At 68.5% G+C, this 22,467-nt stretch carries 19 protein-coding genes; 11 read left to right on the top strand and 8 right to left on the bottom strand.

Annotated elements, in window-relative coordinates:
* Together LY40_RS11195 and LY40_RS11200 are read left to right on the top strand one after the other, a co-directional pair.
* The coding region (locus LY40_RS11195) for a transposase (RefSeq protein WP_258936773.1) at nucleotides 1-328 on the top strand (328 nt) is incomplete at its 5' end.
* A gap of 46 nt (nucleotides 329-374) precedes the next feature.
* Complete coding sequence (locus LY40_RS11200; RefSeq protein WP_258936774.1) at nucleotides 375-1,310, top strand: esterase-like activity of phytase family protein; 936 nt, start codon at nucleotides 375-377, stop codon at nucleotides 1,308-1,310.
* A gap of 160 nt (nucleotides 1,311-1,470) precedes the next feature.
* Here the strand turns inward: LY40_RS11200 and LY40_RS11205 are convergent, their stop codons facing one another.
* The gene (locus LY40_RS11205) at nucleotides 1,471-3,774 is read right to left on the bottom strand and encodes a (Fe-S)-binding protein (protein ID WP_183781413.1); all 2,304 of its coding nucleotides are present in this window, start codon (nucleotides 3,772-3,774) and stop codon (nucleotides 1,471-1,473) included.
* A 160-nt stretch (nucleotides 3,775-3,934) separates the two neighbouring features.
* Between LY40_RS11205 and LY40_RS11210 the strand changes: the two genes are divergently transcribed.
* On the top strand, nucleotides 3,935-4,261 hold the full coding sequence (locus LY40_RS11210; RefSeq protein WP_183781416.1) for a DMT family transporter: 327 nt from the start codon (nucleotides 3,935-3,937) through the stop codon (nucleotides 4,259-4,261).
* Complete coding sequence (locus LY40_RS11215; RefSeq protein ID WP_183781418.1) at nucleotides 4,258-4,821, top strand: TetR/AcrR family transcriptional regulator; 564 nt, start codon at nucleotides 4,258-4,260, stop codon at nucleotides 4,819-4,821. The genes LY40_RS11210 and LY40_RS11215 overlap by 4 nt, the downstream gene beginning before the upstream one ends.
* 517 nt (nucleotides 4,822-5,338) lie before the next feature.
* Here LY40_RS11215 and LY40_RS11220 read toward each other — a convergent pair.
* Complete coding sequence (locus LY40_RS11220) at nucleotides 5,339-5,887, bottom strand: YbhB/YbcL family Raf kinase inhibitor-like protein (RefSeq protein WP_183781420.1); 549 nt, start codon at nucleotides 5,885-5,887, stop codon at nucleotides 5,339-5,341.
* Nucleotides 5,888-6,143: 256 nt separating this feature from the next.
* Between LY40_RS11220 and LY40_RS11225 the strand changes: the two genes are divergently transcribed.
* The 5 genes from LY40_RS11225 to LY40_RS11245 all read left to right on the top strand — a co-directional run bounded on the left by LY40_RS11225 (nucleotide 6,144) and on the right by LY40_RS11245 (nucleotide 11,564).
* Nucleotides 6,144-6,926, top strand: a complete 783-nt coding sequence (locus LY40_RS11225; RefSeq protein ID WP_183781422.1) for a DUF4097 family beta strand repeat-containing protein — start codon at nucleotides 6,144-6,146, stop codon at nucleotides 6,924-6,926.
* Nucleotides 6,927-7,252: 326 nt separating this feature from the next.
* The gene (dnaK, locus tag LY40_RS11230) at nucleotides 7,253-9,124 is read left to right on the top strand and encodes a molecular chaperone DnaK (RefSeq protein ID WP_183781424.1); all 1,872 of its coding nucleotides are present in this window, start codon (nucleotides 7,253-7,255) and stop codon (nucleotides 9,122-9,124) included.
* A complete protein-coding gene (gene grpE / locus LY40_RS11235) occupies nucleotides 9,121-9,879 on the top strand; it encodes a nucleotide exchange factor GrpE (RefSeq protein WP_183781441.1) in 759 nt (252 codons plus the stop codon). The genes dnaK and grpE overlap by 4 nt, the downstream gene beginning before the upstream one ends.
* 27 nt (nucleotides 9,880-9,906) lie before the next feature.
* The gene (gene dnaJ, locus LY40_RS11240; RefSeq protein ID WP_258936775.1) at nucleotides 9,907-11,115 is read left to right on the top strand and encodes a molecular chaperone DnaJ; all 1,209 of its coding nucleotides are present in this window, start codon (nucleotides 9,907-9,909) and stop codon (nucleotides 11,113-11,115) included.
* A complete protein-coding gene (locus LY40_RS11245) occupies nucleotides 11,115-11,564 on the top strand; it encodes a heat shock protein transcriptional repressor HspR (RefSeq protein WP_183781445.1) in 450 nt (149 codons plus the stop codon). Before dnaJ ends, LY40_RS11245 begins: the two co-directional genes overlap by 1 nt.
* Nucleotides 11,565-11,785: 221 nt before the next feature.
* Here LY40_RS11245 and LY40_RS11250 read toward each other — a convergent pair whose 3' ends face one another.
* Genes LY40_RS11250 through LY40_RS11260 form a run of 3 tightly spaced genes read right to left on the bottom strand, consistent with a single transcriptional unit; the run spans nucleotide 11,786 to nucleotide 14,379 of the window.
* On the bottom strand, nucleotides 11,786-12,490 hold the full coding sequence (locus tag LY40_RS11250; protein ID WP_258936776.1) for a dienelactone hydrolase family protein: 705 nt from the start codon (nucleotides 12,488-12,490) through the stop codon (nucleotides 11,786-11,788).
* A gap of 26 nt (nucleotides 12,491-12,516) precedes the next feature.
* Nucleotides 12,517-13,194 carry a response regulator transcription factor gene (locus tag LY40_RS11255; protein ID WP_258936777.1) on the bottom strand — a complete coding sequence of 226 codons (678 nt, stop codon included), beginning with the start codon at nucleotides 13,192-13,194 and terminating at the stop codon, nucleotides 12,517-12,519.
* Nucleotides 13,195-14,379 carry a sensor histidine kinase gene (locus LY40_RS11260; protein ID WP_258936778.1) on the bottom strand — a complete coding sequence of 395 codons (1,185 nt, stop codon included), beginning with the start codon at nucleotides 14,377-14,379 and terminating at the stop codon, nucleotides 13,195-13,197. It lies immediately after the preceding gene.
* Between the two features lie 183 nt (nucleotides 14,380-14,562).
* Between LY40_RS11260 and LY40_RS11265 the strand changes: the two genes are divergently transcribed.
* Both LY40_RS11265 and LY40_RS11270 read left to right on the top strand, forming a co-directional pair.
* A complete protein-coding gene (locus LY40_RS11265) occupies nucleotides 14,563-16,044 on the top strand; it encodes an alpha/beta hydrolase (protein ID WP_258936779.1) in 1,482 nt (493 codons plus the stop codon).
* A complete protein-coding gene (locus LY40_RS11270; protein WP_258936780.1) occupies nucleotides 16,041-16,709 on the top strand; it encodes a hypothetical protein in 669 nt (222 codons plus the stop codon). The genes LY40_RS11265 and LY40_RS11270 overlap by 4 nt, the downstream gene beginning before the upstream one ends.
* Nucleotides 16,710-16,878: 169 nt before the next feature.
* Here the strand turns inward: LY40_RS11270 and LY40_RS11275 are convergent, their stop codons facing one another.
* The 3 genes from LY40_RS11275 to LY40_RS11285 all read right to left on the bottom strand — a co-directional run bounded on the left by LY40_RS11275 (nucleotide 16,879) and on the right by LY40_RS11285 (nucleotide 22,273).
* Nucleotides 16,879-18,054, bottom strand: a complete 1,176-nt coding sequence (locus tag LY40_RS11275) for a globin domain-containing protein (RefSeq protein WP_183781456.1) — start codon at nucleotides 18,052-18,054, stop codon at nucleotides 16,879-16,881.
* Nucleotides 18,055-18,585: 531 nt separating this feature from the next.
* Nucleotides 18,586-20,175, bottom strand: coding sequence for an alanine/glycine:cation symporter family protein (locus LY40_RS11280; RefSeq protein ID WP_258936781.1), 1,590 nt, complete (start codon nucleotides 20,173-20,175; stop codon nucleotides 18,586-18,588).
* A 496-nt stretch (nucleotides 20,176-20,671) separates the two neighbouring features.
* A complete protein-coding gene (locus tag LY40_RS11285; RefSeq protein WP_183781462.1) occupies nucleotides 20,672-22,273 on the bottom strand; it encodes an alanine/glycine:cation symporter family protein in 1,602 nt (533 codons plus the stop codon).
* Nucleotides 22,274-22,467: the final 194 nt, after the last annotated feature.

Here is a 22,467-nt window from a genome sequence, read left to right on the forward strand (position 1 = left end):
CCGCCCGGCACGAGTGCTGGCCGACAAGGCCTACTCTTCCCGCGCTAACCGGGACTATCTGCGCACACGTGGCATCGCGGCAACGATCCCGGTTCCCAAAGATCAAGCCGCCCACCGCCGGGCCCGCGGCTCAGCCGGAGGCCGACCGCCTGCCTTCGACCCCACCACCTACCGACAGCGCCACGCCGTCGAATGCGGCATCAACCAGCTCAAACACCACCGCGCCGTCGCCAGCCGCTACGACAAACTCGCCGTCCGCTACGAAGCCACCCTGCACATCGCCGCCATCAACATCTGGCTCGCCGACCTCACCAAGATCAATTCCTAAACAGCACCTAGTCGTCTCCGCCGAGGAGGACGACGCCGAGAACGACGTGCGCTCCTCGCTCAGCCGGTATCGGCTGACGCGCAAGCCGCTCGCCGCCTCGCTGAAACACAACCAGGGCGCGCCGTCGATCGTCTCCGACGGCACCGGATTCGGTGCCCTGTCGGGGCTTTCCGGCGTTCCCGGCGAGCCCGGCGAGGTCGTGGCCGTCACCGACGACGCGTACACGCCGAGCCGCGTGCTCACCGTCGACAGCGCCTCGTATCCGGCCCGCGTGACGGCCGAGCTGCCGATCACGCGCGACGGTGAGGAGGCCGCCTACGACACCGAGGGCATCGCCGCTCGCGCCGACGGCGGTTACTGGCTCGCCACCGAGGGCAAGCCTGCCGAGGGGATCCGCAACCTGCTCGTCGACGTCGACTCCGGCGGCGAGGTGCACCGTGAGATCGCGTTGCCGGACGAGATCGCCGACGGAGCAGAGAAGTACGGCTTCGAAGGCGTGGCCGTCTCCGGCGACCACGTGTGGGTCGCCGTGCAGCGGGAGTGGGCGGACAACGAGCAGGGGCGCACCACGCTCGCCCGCTACACGCCCGCGACCGGGCAGTGGGCGTTCGCGGCCTACCCGCTCGACGCCGCGCCGGACAACGGCTGGATCGGCGTGTCCGAGCTGACCGCGCTCGGCGACGGGCGGCTGCTCGTGCTCGAACGCGACAACCAGCGCGGTGAGAACGCGCGGACCAAGAAGGTCTACGAGGTCGACGTCTCGACCGTCGACCCCGCGCCCGCCGGTGAGGCGAAACCGGTGCTGCGCAAGAAGCTCTCGCAGGACCTGCTGCCCGCGCTCGAAGCGAGTGGCGGCGTCGTGGCCGACAAGCCGGAAGGTCTCGCCGTGACCGGCGACGGCCGTCTCGTCGGTGCCGTCGACAACGACGGTCTCGACGACGCTCCCGGAGAGTCCGTCCTGCTGCGACTGGGCCGCGCCTGAGGAAGGGGCCGGCGGACGGGAGACACCGCCGGCCCGTTCCCGGAGTCCTTCCGGCCGGGCGCGCCGATCGCGGCCGAACCGCTGTGATCGGTGCCGAAACGAGAAGCGGGCGCCGCACCGGAAGTCCGGTGCGGCGCCCGCTTCGGCTTACCCGCCTCGGTTACGAGTCGTCGGCCGACCCGGGCTTGTCGCCCGCGGCATCAGCCGTACCGGCCGTGTCCGCCTTGCCGTCCGGCTCGGCCTCGCCGCCCGTTTCGGCCTCGGGGGCGCCCACCGCGACCGGCTCCTTGTCGGAGCCCCGCTTGACGGCCGACAGCAGCAGCTGCGACACGTCGACGACCTCCAGGTCCTCGCTGGCGCTGCCGTCGCTCTGGCGCGAAGTGACGCCGTCGTTCAGCATCACGCGGCAGAACGGGCAGCCCGTCGCGATCTTCGACGGCGCGGTGCCGAGTGCCTCGTCGACGCGTTCGACGTTGATGCGCTTGCCGATCTGCTCTTCCATCCACATGCGAGCACCACCGGCACCGCAGCACATGGAGCGGTCGCCGTGCCGCGGCATCTCCCGCAGGTTCGCGCCCGCCGCGCCCACGAGCTCACGCGGCGCCTCGTACACCTGGTTGTGGCGGCCGAGGAAGCACGGGTCGTGGTAGGTGATGTCCTGCGCGACCGGCGCCATCGGCGTCAGCCGCTTCTCCCGCACCAGCCGGTTGAGCAGCTGCGTGTGGTGCACGACCTCGTAGTTGCCGCCGAGGTCCGGGTACTCGTTGGCGAGCGTGTTGAAGCAGTGCGCACACGTGACGACGATCTTGCGCTTCGCGGGCTCCACGTCTTCGAACACCGAGTTCAGCACCTCGACGTTCTGCTGCGCGAGCATCTGGAACACGAACTCGTTGCCCGCGCGGCGAGCCGGGTCACCGGTGCAGGTCTCCTCCGGCCCGAGCACCGTGTACTTCACGTCCGCCATGTGCAGCAGCTCCGCCACCGCACGCGTCGTCTTCTTCGCACGGTCCTCGAACGCACCGGCGCAGCCGACCCAGAACAGGTACTCGGCGTCACCGAACTCGCCGTCGAACACCGGCACCTCGAAGTCGAGGTCCTCGGCCCACGCCATGCGGTCCTTGGCGTTCTGACCCCACGGGTTGCCCTTGTTCTCCAGGTTCTTGAACAGCGCGTTCAGCTCGGTCGGGAAGTTCGACTCGATCATCACCTGGTAACGGCGCATGTCGACGATGTGGTCGACGTGCTCGATGTCGACCGGGCACTGCTCGACGCACGCACCGCAGTTGGTGCACGACCACAGCATGTCCGGGTCGATGACGCCGTTCGCCTCGGCGTCGCCCACCAGCGCCCGCTCGGACTCGGCCAGCGCCAGCACGTCGATGCCGGCGTGCGGGTCGTCCCCGGTCAGGCCGATCTCGTCGCCGGCCATATCCTTCTTGCCGCCGGCCATCAGGTACGGCGCCTTGGCGTAGGCGTGGTCGCGGAGCTGGGTGATCAGCATCTTCGGCGACAGCGGCTTACCCGTGTTCCACGCCGGACACTGCGACTGGCAGCGGCCGCACTCGGTGCACGTCGAGAAGTCGAGCCAGCCCTTCCAGCTGAAGTCCTCGACCTGGCCTGCACCGAAGACGTCCTTCTCCGGGTCGGCCTCCTCGAAGTCGAGAGGCTCGCCGCCGCTCATCATCGGCTTGAGCTTGCCCAGCGCGACTCCGCCGTCGTCCTCGCGCTTGAAGTAGATGTTGAAGAACGCGCTGAACCGGTGCCAGGCGACACCCATCGTCAGGTTCCGGCCGACCACGACCAGCCAGATCATGCCGGACAGCAGCTTGATCAGCGCCATGATGGACACGGCGGCGGTGGCGCTCGGCAGGAGCTGCGCGAGCGGCTGCGTCACGAAGCTCGACCACAAGGCCGGGTCCTCGATGCCGCTGGAGATCTTGAACGTCTTGACACCGAGGATGCCGAGACCCTCGATGACCACCACGGCCTCGACGAAGTAGGCGGCCGCGAAGTTCGACCCCTGGAACCGGGACTGCCGGTCGGCGCGGCGCGGGTGGTTGGCCTGCCGGATGATCGCCAGCGCGACACCACCGACCACGGTGCCGATGCCCAGCAGTTCGAGCAGCAGCTGCCACGGCTCCCAGTGGCCGATGATCGGCCACGCGAAGTGCGGGTCGAAGATCTCGCCGTATGCCTCGAACAGTGCCAGCGAGCCGAGCAGGAAGCCCCACATCACGAGCCAGTGCCATGGTCCGACGCGGCGGAACTTGTTCATCCGCGTGTGGGCGGCGAACTCCTTGATCAGCGTCTTCAGACGCGGGACGAACGGTCCGTAGCGCGTGCCGTCCGGCTGCCCGAGTCGGATGATGCGCACCTGCCGGACGACGGCGGCGGCGAACACACCCCAAGCGACAATGCTGACGGCAACGCCGATCACGCCGAGCGTGATCTGCAGTGCACCCATGATCGGGCCTTTCGGTTCGGTCTTCGTGGTGGGTGTCGGGAGGGTATCTCTTCTCCGGTTGGTTCCTACTGAGGAGTAATGGATAAGAGATGCCCGAGTCCCACTGATGTGGCAGAAACCTCGCCAATAGTGGGACGAACGTTCAGGTATCTTCACCGGAGTGGGTGCATATTTATTGATCGCCGGAGCGATCGTCGCCGAGGTCGCCGGCACCGTGTCGTTGAAGTTGTCGGAGGGTTTCTCCAGGTTGCTGCCCTCGATCGCCGTGCTAATCGGGTACGGCACGGCATTCGTGCTGCTGGGACAGGCGCTGAAACACGGTATGCCGGTCGGGGTTGCGTACGCGATCTGGGCGGCCGCGGGTGTCGCGCTCGTGGCGTTTATCGGCGCGGCGTTCCTGGGTGAACCGATGAACCTGACCATGGCCGTGGGCCTGGCGCTCGTCATCGGCGGCGTCGTCCTGCTCGAGACCGGGCGTGCGGCGTGAAGCGGCAGGTCGACGGCCGCAAGGCGCGCGGCGAGAAGCGGCGCACGGAGATCATCGAGGCCACGCTGCGCGTGATCGAACGTGACGGCGTCGCCGGGGTCACGCATCGCACGGTCGCGGCGGAGGCGGGTGTGCCGACGACGTCGACGACCTACCACTTCGCGACCCTCGACGACCTCCTCATCGCCACGCTGATCGACTGCGCGCGCGACATGGCCACCGAGGTGTACTGGATGATCGATCGCGCGCGCTCACACGGCCGTGGCCGTGGCGCGGAGGAGATCGCCAAGCTCCTGGCCGAGGCGCTCGGACCGAAACGCGGGCGGACGATGGCCGAGTACGAGCTGTACCTGCTGGCGGCCCGCAAACCGGAGCTGCGCCCCGCCGCGCGGCGCTGGCTCGACGTGCTCACGTCGATGGTGCGCCACGACGACGAGGTCGCCTTCCGCGTGTTCCTCGCCGGCATCGACGGCCTGCTGATCCAGGGTCTCATCGATGACGAACCCCCCGGCGAGGAGGAACTCCGCCCGGTGGTCGATTACCTGCTCAACCCGAGGTGAACCGCCCAGCGGTCATCCCGCGTGTCCTGCATTCAGACCCGCGTGTTCTGCACTGAGAACCGCGTGTTCTGCATTCAGGGGGCCCTGTCCTACGTCCCGGGACGCCGTGTCGTTTCGTCCGGGGACTGTTGGGCAAGTTCGGGGCGCGTGTTGCTCCCGAACGTGGCCCCCCATCGACGGGCTACCGGGTGACTGTGGTTCTTCGGGCCCCGGGGAGTGCGTTTCCGGGCCCGCGTTGTTCCCGCCCATCGCGCGGTTCCCGCCCCTCGCGAGATGTCAGGCACGGTCGGCGCGCCCTCGCGCGCCGACCGAGTGCAGGACACGCGGTTGCGAGTGCAGGACACGCGGTTGCGAGTGCAGGACACGCGGTTGCGAGTGCAGGACACGCGGTTGCGAGTGCAGGACACGCGGTTGCGAGTGCAGGACACGCGGTTGCGAGTGCAGGACACGCGGTTGCGAGTGCAGGACACGCGGTTGCGAGTGCAGGACACGCGCGGATGGTCGGCGTCGGCTGGTGTCAGCCCTTGTTCTCGTAGAGGGCCGTCAGGGTCGCGCGGCCCAGCGTGTGGCCGAACATGTTGAACGACAGGAACGCGGGCCGGGACTCGTCGGGGATGTCGAGCGAGTCGACGTCCAGCGCGTGCACCACGAACATGTAGCGGTGCGGGCCGTGCCCGGGAGGCGGAGCGGCGCCGAGGTACTGGCGGACGCCGCCGTCGGTCGTGAGCATCTTGGCGCCCTCGGGCAGGTTGGCGCCGTTCGGGTCGCCCGCGCCGGTCGGCAGCTCGGTGACCGAGGCGGGGATGTTGTACACCGCCCAGTGCCAGAACCCGCTGACGGTCGGCGCGTCCGGGTCGTAGCAGGTCACGACGAAGCTCTTCGTGCCGTCGGGGAAGCCGGACCACGCCAGGTGTGGCGAGGTGTCCTCACCGCCGGCGCCGAACAGGCCGGACAGCTGCGGGGTCGGCAGTGTCTGGCCGTCGGCCACGTCGTCACTGCGCACGTCGAAGCTCGGCACCTGCGGCAGGAAGTCGTAGGGATTGAAGTTGAACGGCGCGTCGGCCATCTCACGCTCCTCGTGGTCTGTGGCACTGAGCCGGCTGGAGGTGTTGAAGTCCCCAGGGGCATGTCGTCGGGTGTATCGCTGACCCGGCCCCAGGGTAGGCAGCCGAATGCGGTGCGTCAGGGTGGGCGCGCCGCAGGCCGGTGCGTGCCGGTCGTGGCCCGTCGGAATCAGGGTCATATCGGGGTTGGCCCCAATGTCGGGGGCGGCGCGGTGGGCCTACTGTTCTCACAACCACGACAGGGGGGAATGAGGGCCCATGGCAGCTCCGCGAATTCGGCGTCCGGCGCTGGCGATCGGCGGACTGGTGTTCGTCGGCGCGGGCGCGGCGATCGGGTTCGGGGTGTTCGACGAGGCGAGCGTGACGCACCGGCAGTCGGTGACCGGGGTGGAGCGGATCGAGCTCGACAAGGGTGCGGGCGATGTGGCCATCCGTGCCGGTGATGTCGAGGCTGCGAGGGTCGTCGAGACCAAGTCCTATCGGTGGGGCGACGACGACCCGGTGTTCGAGGTCCGCGACGACGTGCTGACACTGCCCGATTGCGGCATGTGGTGCACGACGACACACGAGATCGTCGTGCCGCGCGGTGTGGCGGTCTCCGGGGACATCGGTTCGGGCGAGCTCGACGTGACGGGTGCGGAGTCGCTGGATGTCGAGGTGGGCTCCGGCGGTGCGCGGGTCTCGGACGTCGAGGGGGACGCACGCGTGGATGCCGGTTCGGGACACGTCGAGCTCAGCGGCATCGGCGGCGAGGTGACCGTCGACGCCGGCTCCGGTGGGATCACCGGGCGCGGGCTGGCCGGGCCGGTGGAGGCCGAGTCCGGTTCGGGCGAGATCACCCTCGAGTTGTCCCGCCCCGCCGGTGTCACGGCCTCGACGGGCAGTGGGGACATCGCGCTGACGGTGCCGCGCGCCGACTATCGGATCGCGGGCGACAGCGGCAGCGGTTCGCGGGAGATCGGTGTCGACACGTCCCCGGGTGCGCGTCACACGCTGTCGCTCGACACGGGCAGTGGAGACGTCACGGTCCGCCGTCGCTAGCCGTGTGCCGGGACGGCCGCGCGGGGTTGGCCGCGTGGCGGGGTCAGCCGTGCGGTGTCGTCAGCCGCGCGCGGGAGCCGTGACCGGCCGGTCGCGCCACGAGTTGTCTCGACCTGGCGGCTGTGGTCGCCGCGGGAACAAACGTCGCAGGTCGGACGTTATGCTGGCAGAAAGGTTGAGTAGTCATCGCTCAAGTCTGGGTTGACGACTCTCGGCCGGTACGGTTAGAACTTGAGTGAGCCCCGCTCAGGTCTCGGCGATACGCCGAGGCGCCCGGTCAGCCGGGCCGGTGGGGTGTCCACAGGATCAGTAGGAGGGAAAGACACATGGCGCGAGCGGTCGGCATCGACCTTGGTACGACGAACTCGGTCGTTTCCGTGCTCGAGGGCGGTGAGCCGACGGTCATCGCCAACTCGGAGGGCGCACGTACCACCCCGTCCATCGTCGCCTTCGCCAAGAACGGCGAAGTGCTCACGGGGCAGCCCGCGAAGAACCAGGCCGTCACCAACGTCGACAGGACGATCCGGTCGGTCAAGCGGCACATGGGCACCGACTGGAAGACCGAGGTCGACGACAAGGCCTACACCGCCCAGGAGATCAGCGCGCGCGTGCTGATGAAGCTCAAGCGCGACGCCGAGTCCTACCTGGGCGACGAGGTGACCGACGCGGTCATCACCGTCCCGGCGTACTTCGAGGACGCCCAGCGCCAGGCCACGAAGGAAGCCGGCCAGATCGCGGGCTTGAACGTCCTGCGCATCGTCAACGAGCCGACCGCGGCCGCGCTGGCCTACGGCCTCGACAAGGGCGAGAAGGAACAGACCATCCTGGTCTTCGACCTCGGCGGCGGCACGTTCGACGTCTCGCTGCTGGAGATCGGCGAGGGTGTCGTCGAGGTCCGCGCCACCAGTGGTGACAACCACCTCGGTGGTGACGACTGGGACGAGCGCATCGTCGACTGGCTGGTGGACAAGTTCAAGGCGTCCAACGGCATCGACCTGACCAAGGACCGCATGGCCCTCCAGCGCATCAAGGAGGCCGCGGAGAAGGCGAAGATCGAGCTCTCGAGCTCCTCGACCGCCAACATCAACCTGCCGTACATCACGGTGGACGCGGACAAGAACCCGCTGTTCCTCGACGAGACGCTCTCGCGCGCCGAATTCCAGCGCATCACCTCCGACCTGCTCGAGCGTGCGCGTAACCCGTTCAACAACGTGGTGCGTGACGCGGGCATCTCGGTCGGCGAGATCGACCACGTCGTGCTCGTGGGTGGTTCCACGCGGATGCCGGCCGTGACCGAGCTCGTCACCGAGCTGACGGGCGGCAAGGAGCCGAACAAGGGCGTCAACCCGGACGAGGTCGTCGCCGTCGGCGCGGGCCTGCAGGCCGGCGTGCTGAAGGGCGAGGTCAAGGACGTCCTGCTGCTGGACGTCACGCCGCTGTCGCTGGGTATCGAGACCAAGGGCGGCGTGTTCACCAAGCTCATCGAGCGCAACACGACGATCCCGACCAAGCGCAGCGAGATCTTCTCGACGGCCGACGACAACCAGCCGTCCGTGCAGATCCAGGTGTTCCAGGGTGAGCGCGAGATCGCGGCGCACAACAAGAAGCTCGGCATGTTCGAGCTGACGGGCCTTCCCCCTGCGCCGCGTGGCGTGCCGCAGATCGAGGTCTCCTTCGACATCGACGCCAACGGCATCGTGCACGTCACGGCGAAGGACCTGGGCACCAACAAGGAACAGTCGATGACCATCACCGGTGGCTCCGCGCTGCCGCAGGAGGACATCGACCAGATGGTCAAGGACGCCGAGGCGCACGCCGAGGAGGACCAGCGGCGTCGCGAGGAGGCCGAGACCCGCAACCAGGCGGAGACGCTCTCCTACCAGACCGAGAAGTTCGTGACCGACAACGAGGACAAGTTGCCGGACGAGCTCAAGACCAAGGTCAAGACGGCGATCGAGGAGACCAACGAGGCGCTCAAGGGCGACGACATCGCCAAGGTCAAGGAGTCCGTCGAGAACCTCAACACGGTCTCGCAGGAGCTGGGCCAGGCGCTGTACGCCAACTCGGGTGCCGAGGGCGCGGCCGGTGCCGACGCCGGTGCCGCCGGCGCTGCGGGCGCGAGCGGTGACACCGGGTCCGCCAAGGCTGACGACGACGTCGTGGACGCCGAGATCGTCGACGAGGACGACAAGAAGTGACAGAGCGGGACGAGACCGAAGTCCGGGAAGAGGAGCCGGTCGTCGTTCGGGACCGTCGCAAGGTGGACCCGGAGTCGGGTGACCTGCGCGCTCCCGAGGACGGTGAGGCGGTCGAGGTGCCGGCGGGTGAGCTCGCGGGCACGGAGATCGGCGGGGCGGCCGGCGATGCCGGGCAGGCCGCGTCCGACGTCGACTCCGACCTGGCCAAACAGTTGGAGGAACGCACCGCGGACCTGCAGCGCGTCCAGGCCGAGTACGCCAACTACCGCAGGCGTGCCGACAGGGAGCGGGAGCAGCTCGCGGCGTCGGGCAAGGCGTCCCTGGCGGGCGACCTGCTGCCGCTGCTGGACGACGTCGAGCGCGCCGCCCAGCACGGCGACCTGACGGGCGCGTTCAAGTCGGTGGCGGACAAGCTGGTCGAGGCACTGGAGAAGGCCGGCCTGGAGCCGTTCGGCGCCGAGGGCGACGAGTTCGACCCGAGCGTGCACGAGGCGGTGCAGCACGACACGTCGCCGGAGGTGTCCGGTCCGACCGTGACGACCGTGCTGCGGCGCGGCTACCGGTTCGGTGACCGGGTGCTGCGGGAGGCGCTGGTGGCCGTGACCGACCACGAGCCCGGTGAGGCACCCGCCGAGCCGGCCGTTCCGGCGGCGGACGCTCCGCCCGCAAGTGCGGAGGCGTCCGATGCGGAGGCGCCGATCGACCCGCCGGTCGAAGGTGAGCTCCCCATCGACGGCGATGAGCAACGGAACTGACGACAAGCGGAAAGGAGGAGACGCCCGATGAGCGCTCGGGAGTGGCTCGACAAGGACTTCTACCGTGAGCTGGGCGTCTCCTCCGACGCTTCCACGGACGAGATCAAGAAGGCGTACCGGAAGTTGGCGCGGGAGAACCATCCCGACGCCAACCCCGGCAACGCCGAGGCGGAGAAGAAGTTCAAGGCCGTCTCGGAGGCCTACGGCGTGCTGTCCGATCCGGACAAGCGCAAGGAGTACGACGAGGCGCGTGCCCTGTTCGGCTCCGGGCGCACCGGTGGCGGCTTCGGCGGGTTCCCCGGCGGCGGCCCCGGTGGCGCGGGCGGTGCCGGCGGATTCGACCTGGGTGACATCTTCGGCCAGGGCGCCGGCCCCGGTGGTCCCGGTGGCGCCGGTGGGTTCGGCGGCCTGGGCGACATGCTCGGCAACCTGTTCGGACGCCGCGGCGGCGCGGCGGGTGCGCAGCGTGGTCAGCGTGGCAGCGACGTCGAAACCGACGTGCGGATCGACTTCGCCGAGGCGGTCAAGGGCGCGACGCTGCCGCTGCGGCTGTCGAGCCCCGCGACGTGCGGTACGTGCGGCGGGAACGGCGCCCGGCCCGGCACGTCCCCGCGGACCTGCCCGACGTGCGCCGGAGCCGGACTCGTCAACCGCAACCAGGGTGCGTTCGCGTTCTCCGAACCGTGCCCGGACTGCCGCGGCAGCGGCCACCAGATCGACGACCCGTGCCCGGAGTGCGCCGGTGAGGGCGTGTCCACGCGGACGCGCACGCTCACGGTGCGGATTCCGCCGGGCGTCGACGACGGCCAGAAGATCCGTCTCGCAGGGCAGGGCGAACCGGGCAAGGGCGGTGCGGCCGCAGGCGACCTGTTCGTCCGGGTGCACGTGCGCGCCGACGAGGTGTTCGGCAGGTCCGGCAACGACCTGACGATCACCCTCCCCGTGGAGTTCACGGAGCTGGCGCTCGGCACGACACTGACCGTGCCGACGCTCGATTCGAAGGTGTCCGTGCGCGTGCCCGCGGGCACGGCGAGCGGCCGCGTGCTGCGGGTGCGCGGCAAGGGAATCGCCAAACGGGATGGCTCGCAGGGCGATCTCCTCGTTACGCTGCAGGTCGTCGTGCCCTCGAAGGTCGACGACGAAGCGAAGGCAGCACTCGAGAAGTACGCCGATGCGGTCGCAAAGCACGATCCGCGACCCGAGATCACTGCGCTGTTGCGCGACAGAGGTGAGTGATGTTCGGTTCAGGTTCGCCGGGATTCGGCATGCCGTACGGCGCCGACGAGGACACGCCCGTCTTCGTCATCTCCGTTGCGGCACAGCTTTCGGGGCTGCACGCGCAGACACTGCGGTCGTACGACCGGATGGGACTCGTCTCGCCCGGTCGTACGACCGGTGGCGGCCGCCGCTACTCCATGCGTGACATCGCACAGCTGCGTGAGGTGCAGCGGCTGTCCCAGGAGGAAGGCGTCAATCTCGCGGGCATCAAGCGGATCATCGAGCTGGAGAACCAGGTCGAGGCGCTGCAGGCCCGTGTGACGGAACTGGCGGAGGAACTGTCGTCGGCCTACGCGGCGGCGGAGCAGGCGGCGGCCGCCGTGCACGCGTCGTACCGCAAGGACCTCGTGCCGTTCCGGAAGCAGAACGCCATGGTGGTCTGGAAGCCGGGCAGGCCGAAGCGCTGACCCCATCGTGCGTGTTCTGCGTTCGCGGGCCCGTGTTGTCGATTCGGGGATCCGTGTTGCGGTTTCCGGAGGCCGTGTTGCGGGTTCCGGGGCCCGTGTTGCACGTTCCGGAGTTCGTGTTGCGTGCGCCAGACATCGGACCGCTGCCCCGACGGCGCGTGGCCGTGCGACGGCGTGACCGCCCCGGCTGTTGGAGTGCACGGCCGCTGGAATGCACGGACTCAGCGCAGCTGCTTGCTGAAGAACGCGAGCACCCGGCGCCACGAATCCTCGCTGGCTTCGTGGTCGTAGCCGAATCCGCTGATGCGGGCGACGAGGTTGAACGGCCCGAGCGGTAGCTGGTTGGCGAAGCTGTGCCGGGCCTGCGGATACTCCTTGACGTCGTGGGGAATTCCGCGTGCGGTGAGTGCGGTTTCGAGTTCGTCCGCGGCGCCCTTCAACGTCGGGTCCTTGCCGCCGAAGCTGGCGACCACCGGGCAGGCACCGTCGAGCACGGACCTGTCCTCCGGCAGCTGGCCGTAGTACGGCGCCGAGGCGTCGAATTCGCCGCCGGCCGCCACCAGCGCGAACCCGCCGCCCAGGCAGAAGCCCACGATGCCGACGCGGTCGTTGCAGTCCTCGCGGTCGGCCAGCGTGCGGCGCGTCGCTTCGAGATCGTCGAACGCTCTGCCTTCGCCGGCCAGCATCGCGCGGAACACCGACCGGACACATCGGACCAGTCCACCTCGCGAGTAGAGATCTGGCGCGAGTGCGACGAATCCCGCGGTGGCGAAGCGCTCCGTGATGAGGCGGGTGTCCCGGGGCAGGCCGAACACGTCGTGCACGACAACGACGCCGGGCCACGGTCCCGGCCCTGCGACGTCGGGCTGTGGCTCGGCGAGGTAGCCGTCGATCGTTCCGTCGGCGACGTCGATGGTGGTCTCCACGGTGCCTCCTCGGTCGGAATCGGTGATCAGTTCTCCGCATCGCGGACGACGAGGGCGATCTGCACGCGGTTCTCGACCGCGAGTTTGCCGAGTACGTTTCCGATGTGTGCCTTGACGGTCGCGACGCTGACGTGCAGTCGCGCGGCGATCTCGGAATTGCCGAGTCCGTCCGCGATGGCCCGGGCCGTGTCGCGCTCGCGTTCGGTCAGCGTGGCTAGTTTCGCGGCAGCGGCCGAACGAACGGAACGCCTGGCCTCGGAGGATCGGGGTCCGGTGGCCGCCGCGATCACTCGCGCGGTCGCTGCGGGTGACAGCGCGGGGTTTCCTTGGGCGACGGTTCGTATCGCGTCGACGATCTGCGCGGGCGGCGTGTCCTTGAGCACGAACCCGAGCGCGCCCGCACGCAGTGCACCGAGCACGAAATCGTCCGAATCGAACGTGGTCAGCACGAGCACCCGGGGCGGCGTGGGGCGGCTGAGGATGTCACCGGTTGCGGTGATGCCGTCCCGGCCCGGCATGCGGACATCCATCAGCACGACGTCGGGCCGGTGCTGTTCCACCGCGGCGATCGCGTCGTCGCCGTCGGCCGCTTCGGCGGTCACCGTGAGGTCCGGCTCGCCGTCGAGCACGAGACGCAGCGCCATGCGCACCAGCTGGTCGTCGTCGACGACGACGATCCGCACCGGACCGCTTTCGCTCTCCACTCAGGCCCTCTTCTCGTCGTCGTGACGCGGCCAGGGCAGGCGGGCCGCGAGAAGATACCCACCATCGGCGCTTCGACGGTGGTCGAGTTCCCCGCCCAGCAGCGTGATGCGTTCGGTCAGACCGAGCAGGCCGAATCCCGACTCGGGTCGTCGCGCGGGGACGCCGGTGGCCGGCGAATTGGCCACGCTGATCCGCAGTTCGTGGCCTTCCATTCCGCCGGCACTGACGTGCACGGCGGCGCCGGGTGCGTGTTTCGCGGCGTTGGTCAATCCTTCTTGGACGACCCGGTAACAGGCCCTCCCGATGGTCTCCGGCGGTGTGCCCCGCACGGTGGTGGTCCACGTGACCTCCAGGCCCGACGTGCGGGCGTCGGTCACCAGGTCCGGGATGCTCTCGACGGTGGGTTGCGGCTGTTCCGGCCGGTCCGGGTCGGCGCGGAGCACCCCGAGCACGTCCCGCAGTTCTTCCAGCGCCTGGTGCGCGCCGTCGGCGATACCGCGGATCATGACCTGCCGATCGTCGGTCGACAGGTCGGCGCGATGGTTCAGCACCCCGGCTTGCATGGCGACCAGGGAGATCCGATGCGCGAGCACGTCGTGCATTTCGCGGGCGATGCGCGCCCGTTCCTGGGTGCGCGCCTGTGCCGCTCGTGCGAGCTGTTCCCGCTCGGCGCTCTCCGCCCGGTGCTGCAGCGAGCGCACCTCGGTACGGCGGGCGCCGACGGCCACGCCCACGGCGACGGTAATCCCCATGACCAGCACCGCGAGTACGAGCTGGAGCCACAGTGGGCCGTTCGGTGCGTCCGCCATGCGGAACTCGACGTGAGCTTGCGACGCGGCGACCGAGACGAGCAGCACCGCGCCGATCTCCATCGGACGCCGACGGGTGGCGAGTGAACACAGCGCCAGTAGTGCGGCGGCGGAGGCTGTGGTCGAGACCGCCGACGCGAGCGCTGTCGCCAGCGCCACCGTGAGCGGGAACCGCCTGCGCCACACGAGCGTCACCAGGCAGGCGATTCCGACGAGCGGGTCGCCGGTGTAGAACCAGGTGTCCGGTCCGGCCGAGTGCTGTTGCGCGAGCTGAACACTGGTCGCGAGCCACAGCAGGCCACCGATCGCGGCGCAGGCGAGGAGCCGCCACGCCTGGTGCAGCCGGCTGAGCCCGGGCGCGGCGTCCGTGATCATCTCGGTCAGTATTGCGGAGCCGCACGTCCCGCGCAGTGGCCGTGAGGACGGTGTCGGATCAGACGTAGGTCGAACCCGCGTCTCCGACGCGGGTCGAGGAAGCTCTGGACGCCGGAACGATGTGGATCGCACGGCACTCCACGAAGATCGCTGCCTGTGATGGCACCGAACGTGGGGGAACACATGCGTAGAACCGTGGCTTGCGTCCTCGCCGCCGCGTTTGTCCTGTCCGCGGTCCCGGGAGTGTCGGCGGCGCGGGAAACACGGACGCCGGACGGATCGGTGGCCTGGGATTCCCTTCGGTGGGGGCCGTGTCCCGAGGAGGTGTCCGCGCCGCGCCTGGAGTGCTCGACGCTGACCGTGCCCCTTGACTATCGGATGCCCGACGGCAGGAAGATCGAGATCGCGGTGTCCCGCCTGCCGAGCGAGAACCCCTCACGGCGCCGGGGCGTGCTGCTGACCAACCCGGGCGGCCCCGGCGGCCCGGGGCTCGACTATCCGGCCGCGTTGGCGGCGTCGGGGCTGCCGAGGCGGGTGCTCGACTCCTACGACGTCGTCGGCATGGACCCGCGTGGTGTCGGCCGGAGTGCGCCGGTGACGTGCGACCTCACTGAGCGGCAACGGGCTCGCGGCGCATTCGCGCAGTACGCGCACACTCCCGTCGATGTCGTGACCGAAGCCCGGTACGCGCGGACCATCGCCGAGCAGTGCGCAACCTCGCGTACGGCGTGGATGCTGCCGCACACCACCACCGCCAACACCGCTCGCGACATGGACCGGCTTCGCGCGGCGTTGGGTGAGCCGAAGGTCTCCTACCTCGGCGCCTCCTACGGCAGCTACCTCGGCGCGGTGTACACGACGATGTTCCCGCAGCGCAGCGACCGCGTGGTGCTCGACAGCAACATGAGTGACAGCGGCTACGACTACGAGGCCATGCGGTTGTTCGCCCGCGGGCTGGCCGACCGGTTCCCGGACTTCGCGGCGTTCGCCGCCGCCCACCCCGAGTACGGGCTCGGCAGTACGCCGGCGCAGGTGAGGGCGAAGTTCTTCGAGTTGGCCGATCGGCTGGACGACAAGCCCGTCCACGGCATCGACGGAACGCTGCTGCGAGGCATCACGTTGGAGTACCTCTACAGCGATGCGCTGATGCCCCTGTTGGCCGAGATGTGGCAGGCGCTCGACGAGAACGGGCCGTTGCCGCCGGCACCGCCGCCCCCTTCCGGCGACATGGAGAACCTGATGTCGGCGCGGCTCGCCGTCACCTGTGGTGACTCGCGCTGGCCGGACTCGGTGTGGCAGTACCAGGGCAATGTCGCCGTGGACCGGGCGAAGTACCCGATGCTCGGCGGGTCGACGGCCAACATCGGACCGTGTGCGTTCTGGCCGGACGAACGCCCGGAGCCGCCGGTACACATCGGTGATCGCGGCCCGTCGAACGTGCTCATGGTGCAGAACGAGCGCGATCCGGGGACACCGTTGGCCGGAGCCAGGAAGCTGCGCCGCGCGTTCGGGCAGCGCGCCACGATGGTCACCGCCGACCAGGGCGGGCACGGTGTCTACCCGTTCGGCGCCAACAGCTGCGCGAAGGACGCCGTGACGACGTACCTGACCACCGGGGGTCGTCCCGACCACGACCTGGCCTGCACCGCCGAGAAGGGCCGGTGACCAGCGTGGGCGGCAGGGTCCGGGCGTGGCGGCAAGCGCGGGCACTGGGCCGCGTCAAGCCCGGTGACGGGCGGGAGCTGAAGCGGTTCCGGTGGTGGCAGTGGACGCGGCGCGCACTGCTGCACGTGCGGTTGTCCGACGACGGCAGGCAACCGGTCTACAGCGTCGACGTGATGCACGGCAAGTACGACTCGAACGGCCGCCGGAGCGCCGATCTGTATCTCGACGGCAGGCATCACGCCACTTCGACCATCCCGGCCCACTTCCCCGTGCCCGGCGGCACCATCGAGGTGGCGGCGAGCGGCTTCGGCCTCAAACGCTGCCACTACGTCACCGCAGCGGGCGCCGAGTACCGGCTCGACCCCGATCCGGCCTCCGCGGAAGGGCGGCGGCTGCGCCTCGAACGTCAACACCCCACGTTGAGCCGCTGGATGGGCGCGGGTTCGGTGGGTGTGCTGTTGGTAGCGCTGCTCGTTCTGCTCACGCAGATCGTCGGATCGATCACGCGGGTGCCGGAGATCGCCGAGCACCTCGGCACCTTCAGCGCGCCCGTGGAGCTGCCGGTCTGGGCCAACATCACGGTCACCGTCGCGGCGGCAATGGCCAGTACCGAGCGGGCTCTTCGGCTGCGCTACAGCCGACTGCTCGACGGGGCCGTCGGCTGATCGTTCGAATCCGCCGAGCTAGCGGCACCAGTGCAGAACACGCGCGAGGACGCAGTCGCGCGACAGCGCAGCGTTGGGGGCGGCGTGGGGGCGACGGGGGCGCAGAACACGCGGTGCTGAGTGCAGGACACGCGGTGCTGAATGCAGAACACGCGGCCTGGAACGCGAACTATTCCTCGATGAACGGGTCGTAGCGGATCTGGTCGAGGGCGGTGCCCGCGACGAGCATGCGGCTGACGGTCGCGCGGATCATGGCGGGCGACCCGGAGACCAGCACGTCGTGGTCGGCCCACGCGCCGTACGAGGAGACGACGTCCGCCAGGGTGCCGACCTCGAACCCGGAAAGCCCTTCGTCCCGCTCGACCACCGGGTGCACGGTGAGCCACGGGTTCGTCGACGCCATCGACCGCAGCACCTCAAGCGCGTACAGGTCCTCGCGGGCGGCGCCGCCGTAGAAGATCGTCACGTTGGGGTTCTTCCCGAACCGGCCGAGGTCGTCGAGGAGCGACTGGAGCGGGGTGATGCCCGTGCCACCGGCGATCATGAGGACGTCGCGGCCCGACTCGCGGTCGACGTTCAGTTGCCCCATCGGCGCGCCGAACCGCCACACGTCGCCGGGCTGGGTGTGGCTGACGATGCCGCGCGAGACCCAGCCGCCCTCGATGGCGCGGACGTGGAACTCGATCGAACCGTCCGGACGGGGAGCGTTGGCCGGCGAGAGGTTGCGCCACAGCCGTGGCCGCTGCGGCACCTCGACGCTCAGGTACTGGCCCGGCCGGTACGGGATGTGGCGATCGGGCTCGATCCGGACGAGCGCCAGGTCCCAGCTCAGCCTGCGGTGTTCGGCGACGGTGCCCGTCCACGACGGCGGGTACTCGTCGGCCTCTGCGGCGTCCTGCATCGAGCGGGCGACGATGGTGAACGCCTCCGCCCACGCGCGTTCGACGTCGTCGGTCCAGCCGGGCCCCAACTGCCGCTTCACCGCGGCCAGCAGTGCCGTGCCGATGGCCTCGTAGTGGTGCGCCTGCACACCGAACTTGCGGTGGTCGCGGCCGAGCTGCACCAGGTACGGCGCGACGTCGTCGGGCCGGTCGACCGACTGCAGGATGTTGACGATCGCGCGGACGAGCTTGCCGCTGCGCACGTCCATGTGGATCGGAAAGAAGTCGCGTGCCTCGGGAGCGAGGGTGAACAGCATCCCGTAGAAGAACTGGGCGACCTCGGGGGTGTAGGGCTCGATCTCACGCCACGTGTCGCGGATGTGGCGGACCATGGACGTGACGGCCGCCGGGGCGTTGCCCGAGTCGGCGACCTTCGGGATGGGGTTGAGCGGCTCGGCTGTCATGTCGCGGCACCGGGCTCGGCAATGCCACCGGTGCCGGGGACGCGGCGGTTCCCGGCGTGGTGGCGGGTGGGATTGCAGTCGATACGCACTGTGATCGTCAGGGCCTTCCAGGGCTAGGCGCGCGCGGGTGACCCGGCGGCCGGCGTGGGGACGCCGGTTGTGGTCGAACCGTTTCCCGCCCCGGCGTGGGGCCGTGGCGAGAAGCTCCCAGTCAAGCTCACTGTCCAATCCGCCTTTCGGTGCGTACGCACGGGCTCACCATAAATTCATGTGCAGCTGCACGGTAGGGCGTTCGGGCTCGCTCGTCCCGTTGTTGCTCCGGATGGGTGGATCATCCGGAGCTTTTGGGTTCTATGTCACTTTTGCTGAGGTGCGTCGTCACCCAGAGATAACGGCTCATTCGTCACATCTCGTGATCAACTACATCGCCCTCCAGGGGGATTTTGGGGTTAACGCACAGCGGCCCGGCACCCACAGTTGGATGCCGGGCCGCTCCTTGCGGGATCTGCCACGGAAGTCGCGGACGGGTCGTCAGACCTTCGTCTTCTCCTTCTTCTGGATCTCCCCGCTGTCGATCTTGCCGAGGAAGTCCTTGACCTCCTTCTTGACCACCGGCAGCAGCAGGTACAGGCCGGTGATGTTGAACAGGGCCAGCAGGAACAGCACGGCGTCGGCGAAGTCGATGACCGACTGGAGCGTGAGCACCGCGCCCGCAGCCGACATCACGCAGAACAGCACCTGGTAGATGCGGATCGACACCGTCTTGCGGCCGAACAGATAGCCCCATGCCTTCTCGCCGTAGTAGCCCCACGTGATGAGCGTCGAGATGGCGAACAGCACCACGGCGACCGTCAGCACGTACGGGAACCACGGCATGACCGTCGCGAAGGCGTTCGATGTCACCGTCACACCGTCGGGCGCGTCGGCGCCGTTCTGGTTGACGTCGGCGAAGCCCTGGGTCCAGATCGCGGGCTTGGCGATGACGATGGTCAGGGCGGTCATGGTGCAGACGATGACCGTGTCGATGAAGGGTTCGAGGAGGGCGACGAAGCCTTCGGTGGCGGGGTTTTTGGTCTTGACGGCGGAGTGGGCGATGGGTGCGGAGCCGAGGCCTGCTTCGTTGGAGAAGGCCGACCGCTGGATACCGACGATCAGTGCGCCGATCATGCCGCCTGCGACGCCTTCGCCGGTGAACGCACCGCTGATGATCTCGCCGACCGCCGCGGGTACCGCGGTGAAGTTGACGAGGATGACCACGAGGCACGCGACGATGTAGAGCACGCCCATGGTCGGCACCAGCCGCGACGTGACGTTGGCGATCGACTTGATGCCGCCGATGATCACGATGCCGATGACGATCGCTAGGATAATGCCGAAGATCAGGGCGGAGCCGTCGCTGCCGAATATGCCGTCGTCGCCGCCGGTGACGTCTCTGATCTGCGCGAACGCCTGGTTCGACTGGAACATGTTGCCGCCGATGATCCCGAAGAACAGGATGCCGATGGCGGTCAGCACGGCCAGTACCTTGCCGAGGCCGACGCCGAAGCCGTTCCTGAACCGGTCGGCGATGCCCTTGCTCAGGTAGTACATCGGGCCGCCGGAGACGGTGCCGTCCTCGTGCTCCTCCCGGTACTTCACACCGAGGGTGCACTCGACGAACTTGCTGGCCATGGCAAGCAAGCCGGCACAGATCATCCAGAACGTCGCGCCCGCACCACCGATGGTGACCGCGGCACCGACACCGGCGATGTTGCCGAGTCCGACGGTGCCCGACAGTGCCGAGGCGAGGGCTTGGAAGTGGTTGATCTCGCCGGGTTCGTTCTTGTCCGTGAACTTGCCTCGCACCAGGTCGGTGGCGAGCTTGAACTTACGGACCTGGATGAACCCGAAGTAGATGGTGAAGACGATCGCTCCCAGGATCAGCCAGGAGACGATCCACGGGAACGTCACGCCGCCGAGGGTTACCTCGGCGAAGACGAAGTTCGACAGCCCGTCTGCGATCGGGGTGAAGTTGTCCGCGATCCAGCTCTCGACGCCGGCGAAGATTCCCCCTCCGTCGGCCGCGAGGGTGTGGGTGGAGCCGGGCGGATCGGCCGCGCCGGCTGTGCTGTGCAGATACATGGTCAGGTAGTTGACCTGAACGAATGGTTTAGAGCAAGCAAATCAAACGATTTGTTACGGCGCGTTATTACAACCTGGCGTATCGGACGGCTTCGCTACGTCACCTGACGCAGGTCAGAGGGACGAATGGGGCAACGCCCGCCGTAGGTCGATTGGCCGAATGTTATGTGTTCCCGTTCACTCGAGTCCTCCGAAAGTGGTTCAGAGATGATCACTGTCGGTACCATGCGCCGATCATCGGCGGCGGCCGCTCACTCGAGTACGTGCCCGGGACCGGACGGAGCCCGGTCGGCGGCTGGAAACTCGGTTTCCATCTCCGGTGAAAGCCCTGTCGATCGGTGGAAACCCGGTTTCCACGAAGCTCGTGCCCGGCGCGGGTGAGGCTGCCGGAGCCCCGGTCCACACAGCGAACGCCCCCGGGCGCACTGCGTGTGACCAGTGAGCCCGGGGGCGTTCCGATTCGGATTCCGGGTCGATGCGACGCCGGTCCGGAGTGTCAGCTCTGCGGTTCCTTGTCGGTGCGCTGGATCTCGCCGGACTTGAGCTTGCCGAGGAAGCCCTTGACCTCCTTCTTCACGACCGGCATCAGCAGGTAGAGCCCGATGATGTTGAACAGCGCCAGCGAGAACACCACGGCGTCGGCGAACGACAGCACGCTGCCGAGGGTGAGCACGCAGCCCACGACACCGGTCAGGCAGAACAGCACCTGGTAGATGCGCTCACCGACGCGCGACCTGCCGAACAGGAACGTCCACGCCTTCTGGCCGTAGTAGCCCCACGTGATCATCGTCGAGATGGCGAACAGCACCACGGCGATGGTCAGCACGTACGGGAACCAGGGCAGCACGGTGCCGAACGCCTCGGACGTGATCGTCACGCCCTGCTCGTTGTCGGGCGCCTCGCCGCCCGCGGCCACGGTCGCCTTGGTGTTGAGCCACATCTGCGGGCTCGCGATGACGATGGTCAGCGCGGTCATGGTGCAGACGACGACGGTGTCGATGAAGGGTTCGAGGAGGGCGACGAAGCCTTCGGTGGCGGGGTTCTTCGTCTTGACCGCGGAGTGGGCGATGGGTGCGGAGCCGAGGCCCGCTTCGTTGGAGAACGCGGACCGCTGGAAGCCGACGATCAGTGCGCCGATCATGCCGCCAGCGACACCGTCTCCGGTGAAGGCACCGCTGACGATCTGGCCGATCGCGTCCGGCACGTGACCGATGTTCATGATGATCACGAGCAGGCACGCCGCGATGTAGACGATCGCCATCGCGGGCACGAGCCTGCCGGTGACGGCGCCGACGGACTTGATGCCGCCGATGATCACGACGCCGATGATCAGCGCGAGCACGATGCCGAAGATCAGGGCGGAGCCGTCGCTGCCGAACATGCCGTCGTCACCACCGGTGACGTCGCGGACCTGCTGGAAGGTCTGATTGGCCTGGAACATGCTGCCGCCGGCGATGCCGAAGAACAGGATGCCGATGGCGGTCAGCACGGCCAGTACCTTGCCGAGGCCGACGCCGAACGCGTTGGGGAATCGCTCGGCGAGGCCCTTGCGCAGGTAGTGCATCGGGCCGCCGGAGACGGTGCCGTCCTCGTGCTCCTCCCGGTACTTCACACCGAGGGTGCACTCGACGAACTTGGTGCACATACCGAGCAGGCCGGCAAGGATCATCCAGAACGTCGCACCCGCGCCGCCGATCGTCACGGCGACACCGACACCGGCGATGTTGCCGAGTCCGACGGTGCCGGATAGTGCTGAGGCCAGTGCTTGGAAGTGGTGGATCTCGCCCGGTTCCGACTTGTCGGTGAACTTGCCGCGCACGATCTGCGTGGCGAGCTTGAACCGGCGGAACTGGATGAATCCGAAGTAGATGGTGAAGATGGCGGCCGCGAGGACCAGCCATGCCACGATCCAGGGGAACGAGACACCGAACACGCTGATCTCGGCGAACACGAAGGCAGAGAAGCCGTCCGAGATCGGCGTGAAGATGTCGTTGATCCAGGTCTCGATCGAGGAGAGGAATTCGCTCTCGGCGGCCAGGACGTGGGTGTCTCCCGACGTCGGCGGCGAGCTTGTGGAGACTGCGCTCGGTACAGGCATGACGTAAAGGTTGACCCGTACGGTCGCTGTCAAACAAGGTTCTCGGCCGGTTTGTTACGCCGAGTTGTTAAAACAGCTGACTTAGATGTGCGCCAAAGGTGCAAAACACCTCAATCAGGCACCTCCGACGGCCGGTGCTCCACCCTCAGCAGCCTGCGGGCGCTTCTCGGTGAGGCGTTGTCACGCGGGCTTGG

It is taken from the genome of Prauserella salsuginis (assembly GCF_024648885.1).
GTDB lineage: Bacteria > Actinomycetota > Actinomycetes > Mycobacteriales > Pseudonocardiaceae > Prauserella > Prauserella salsuginis.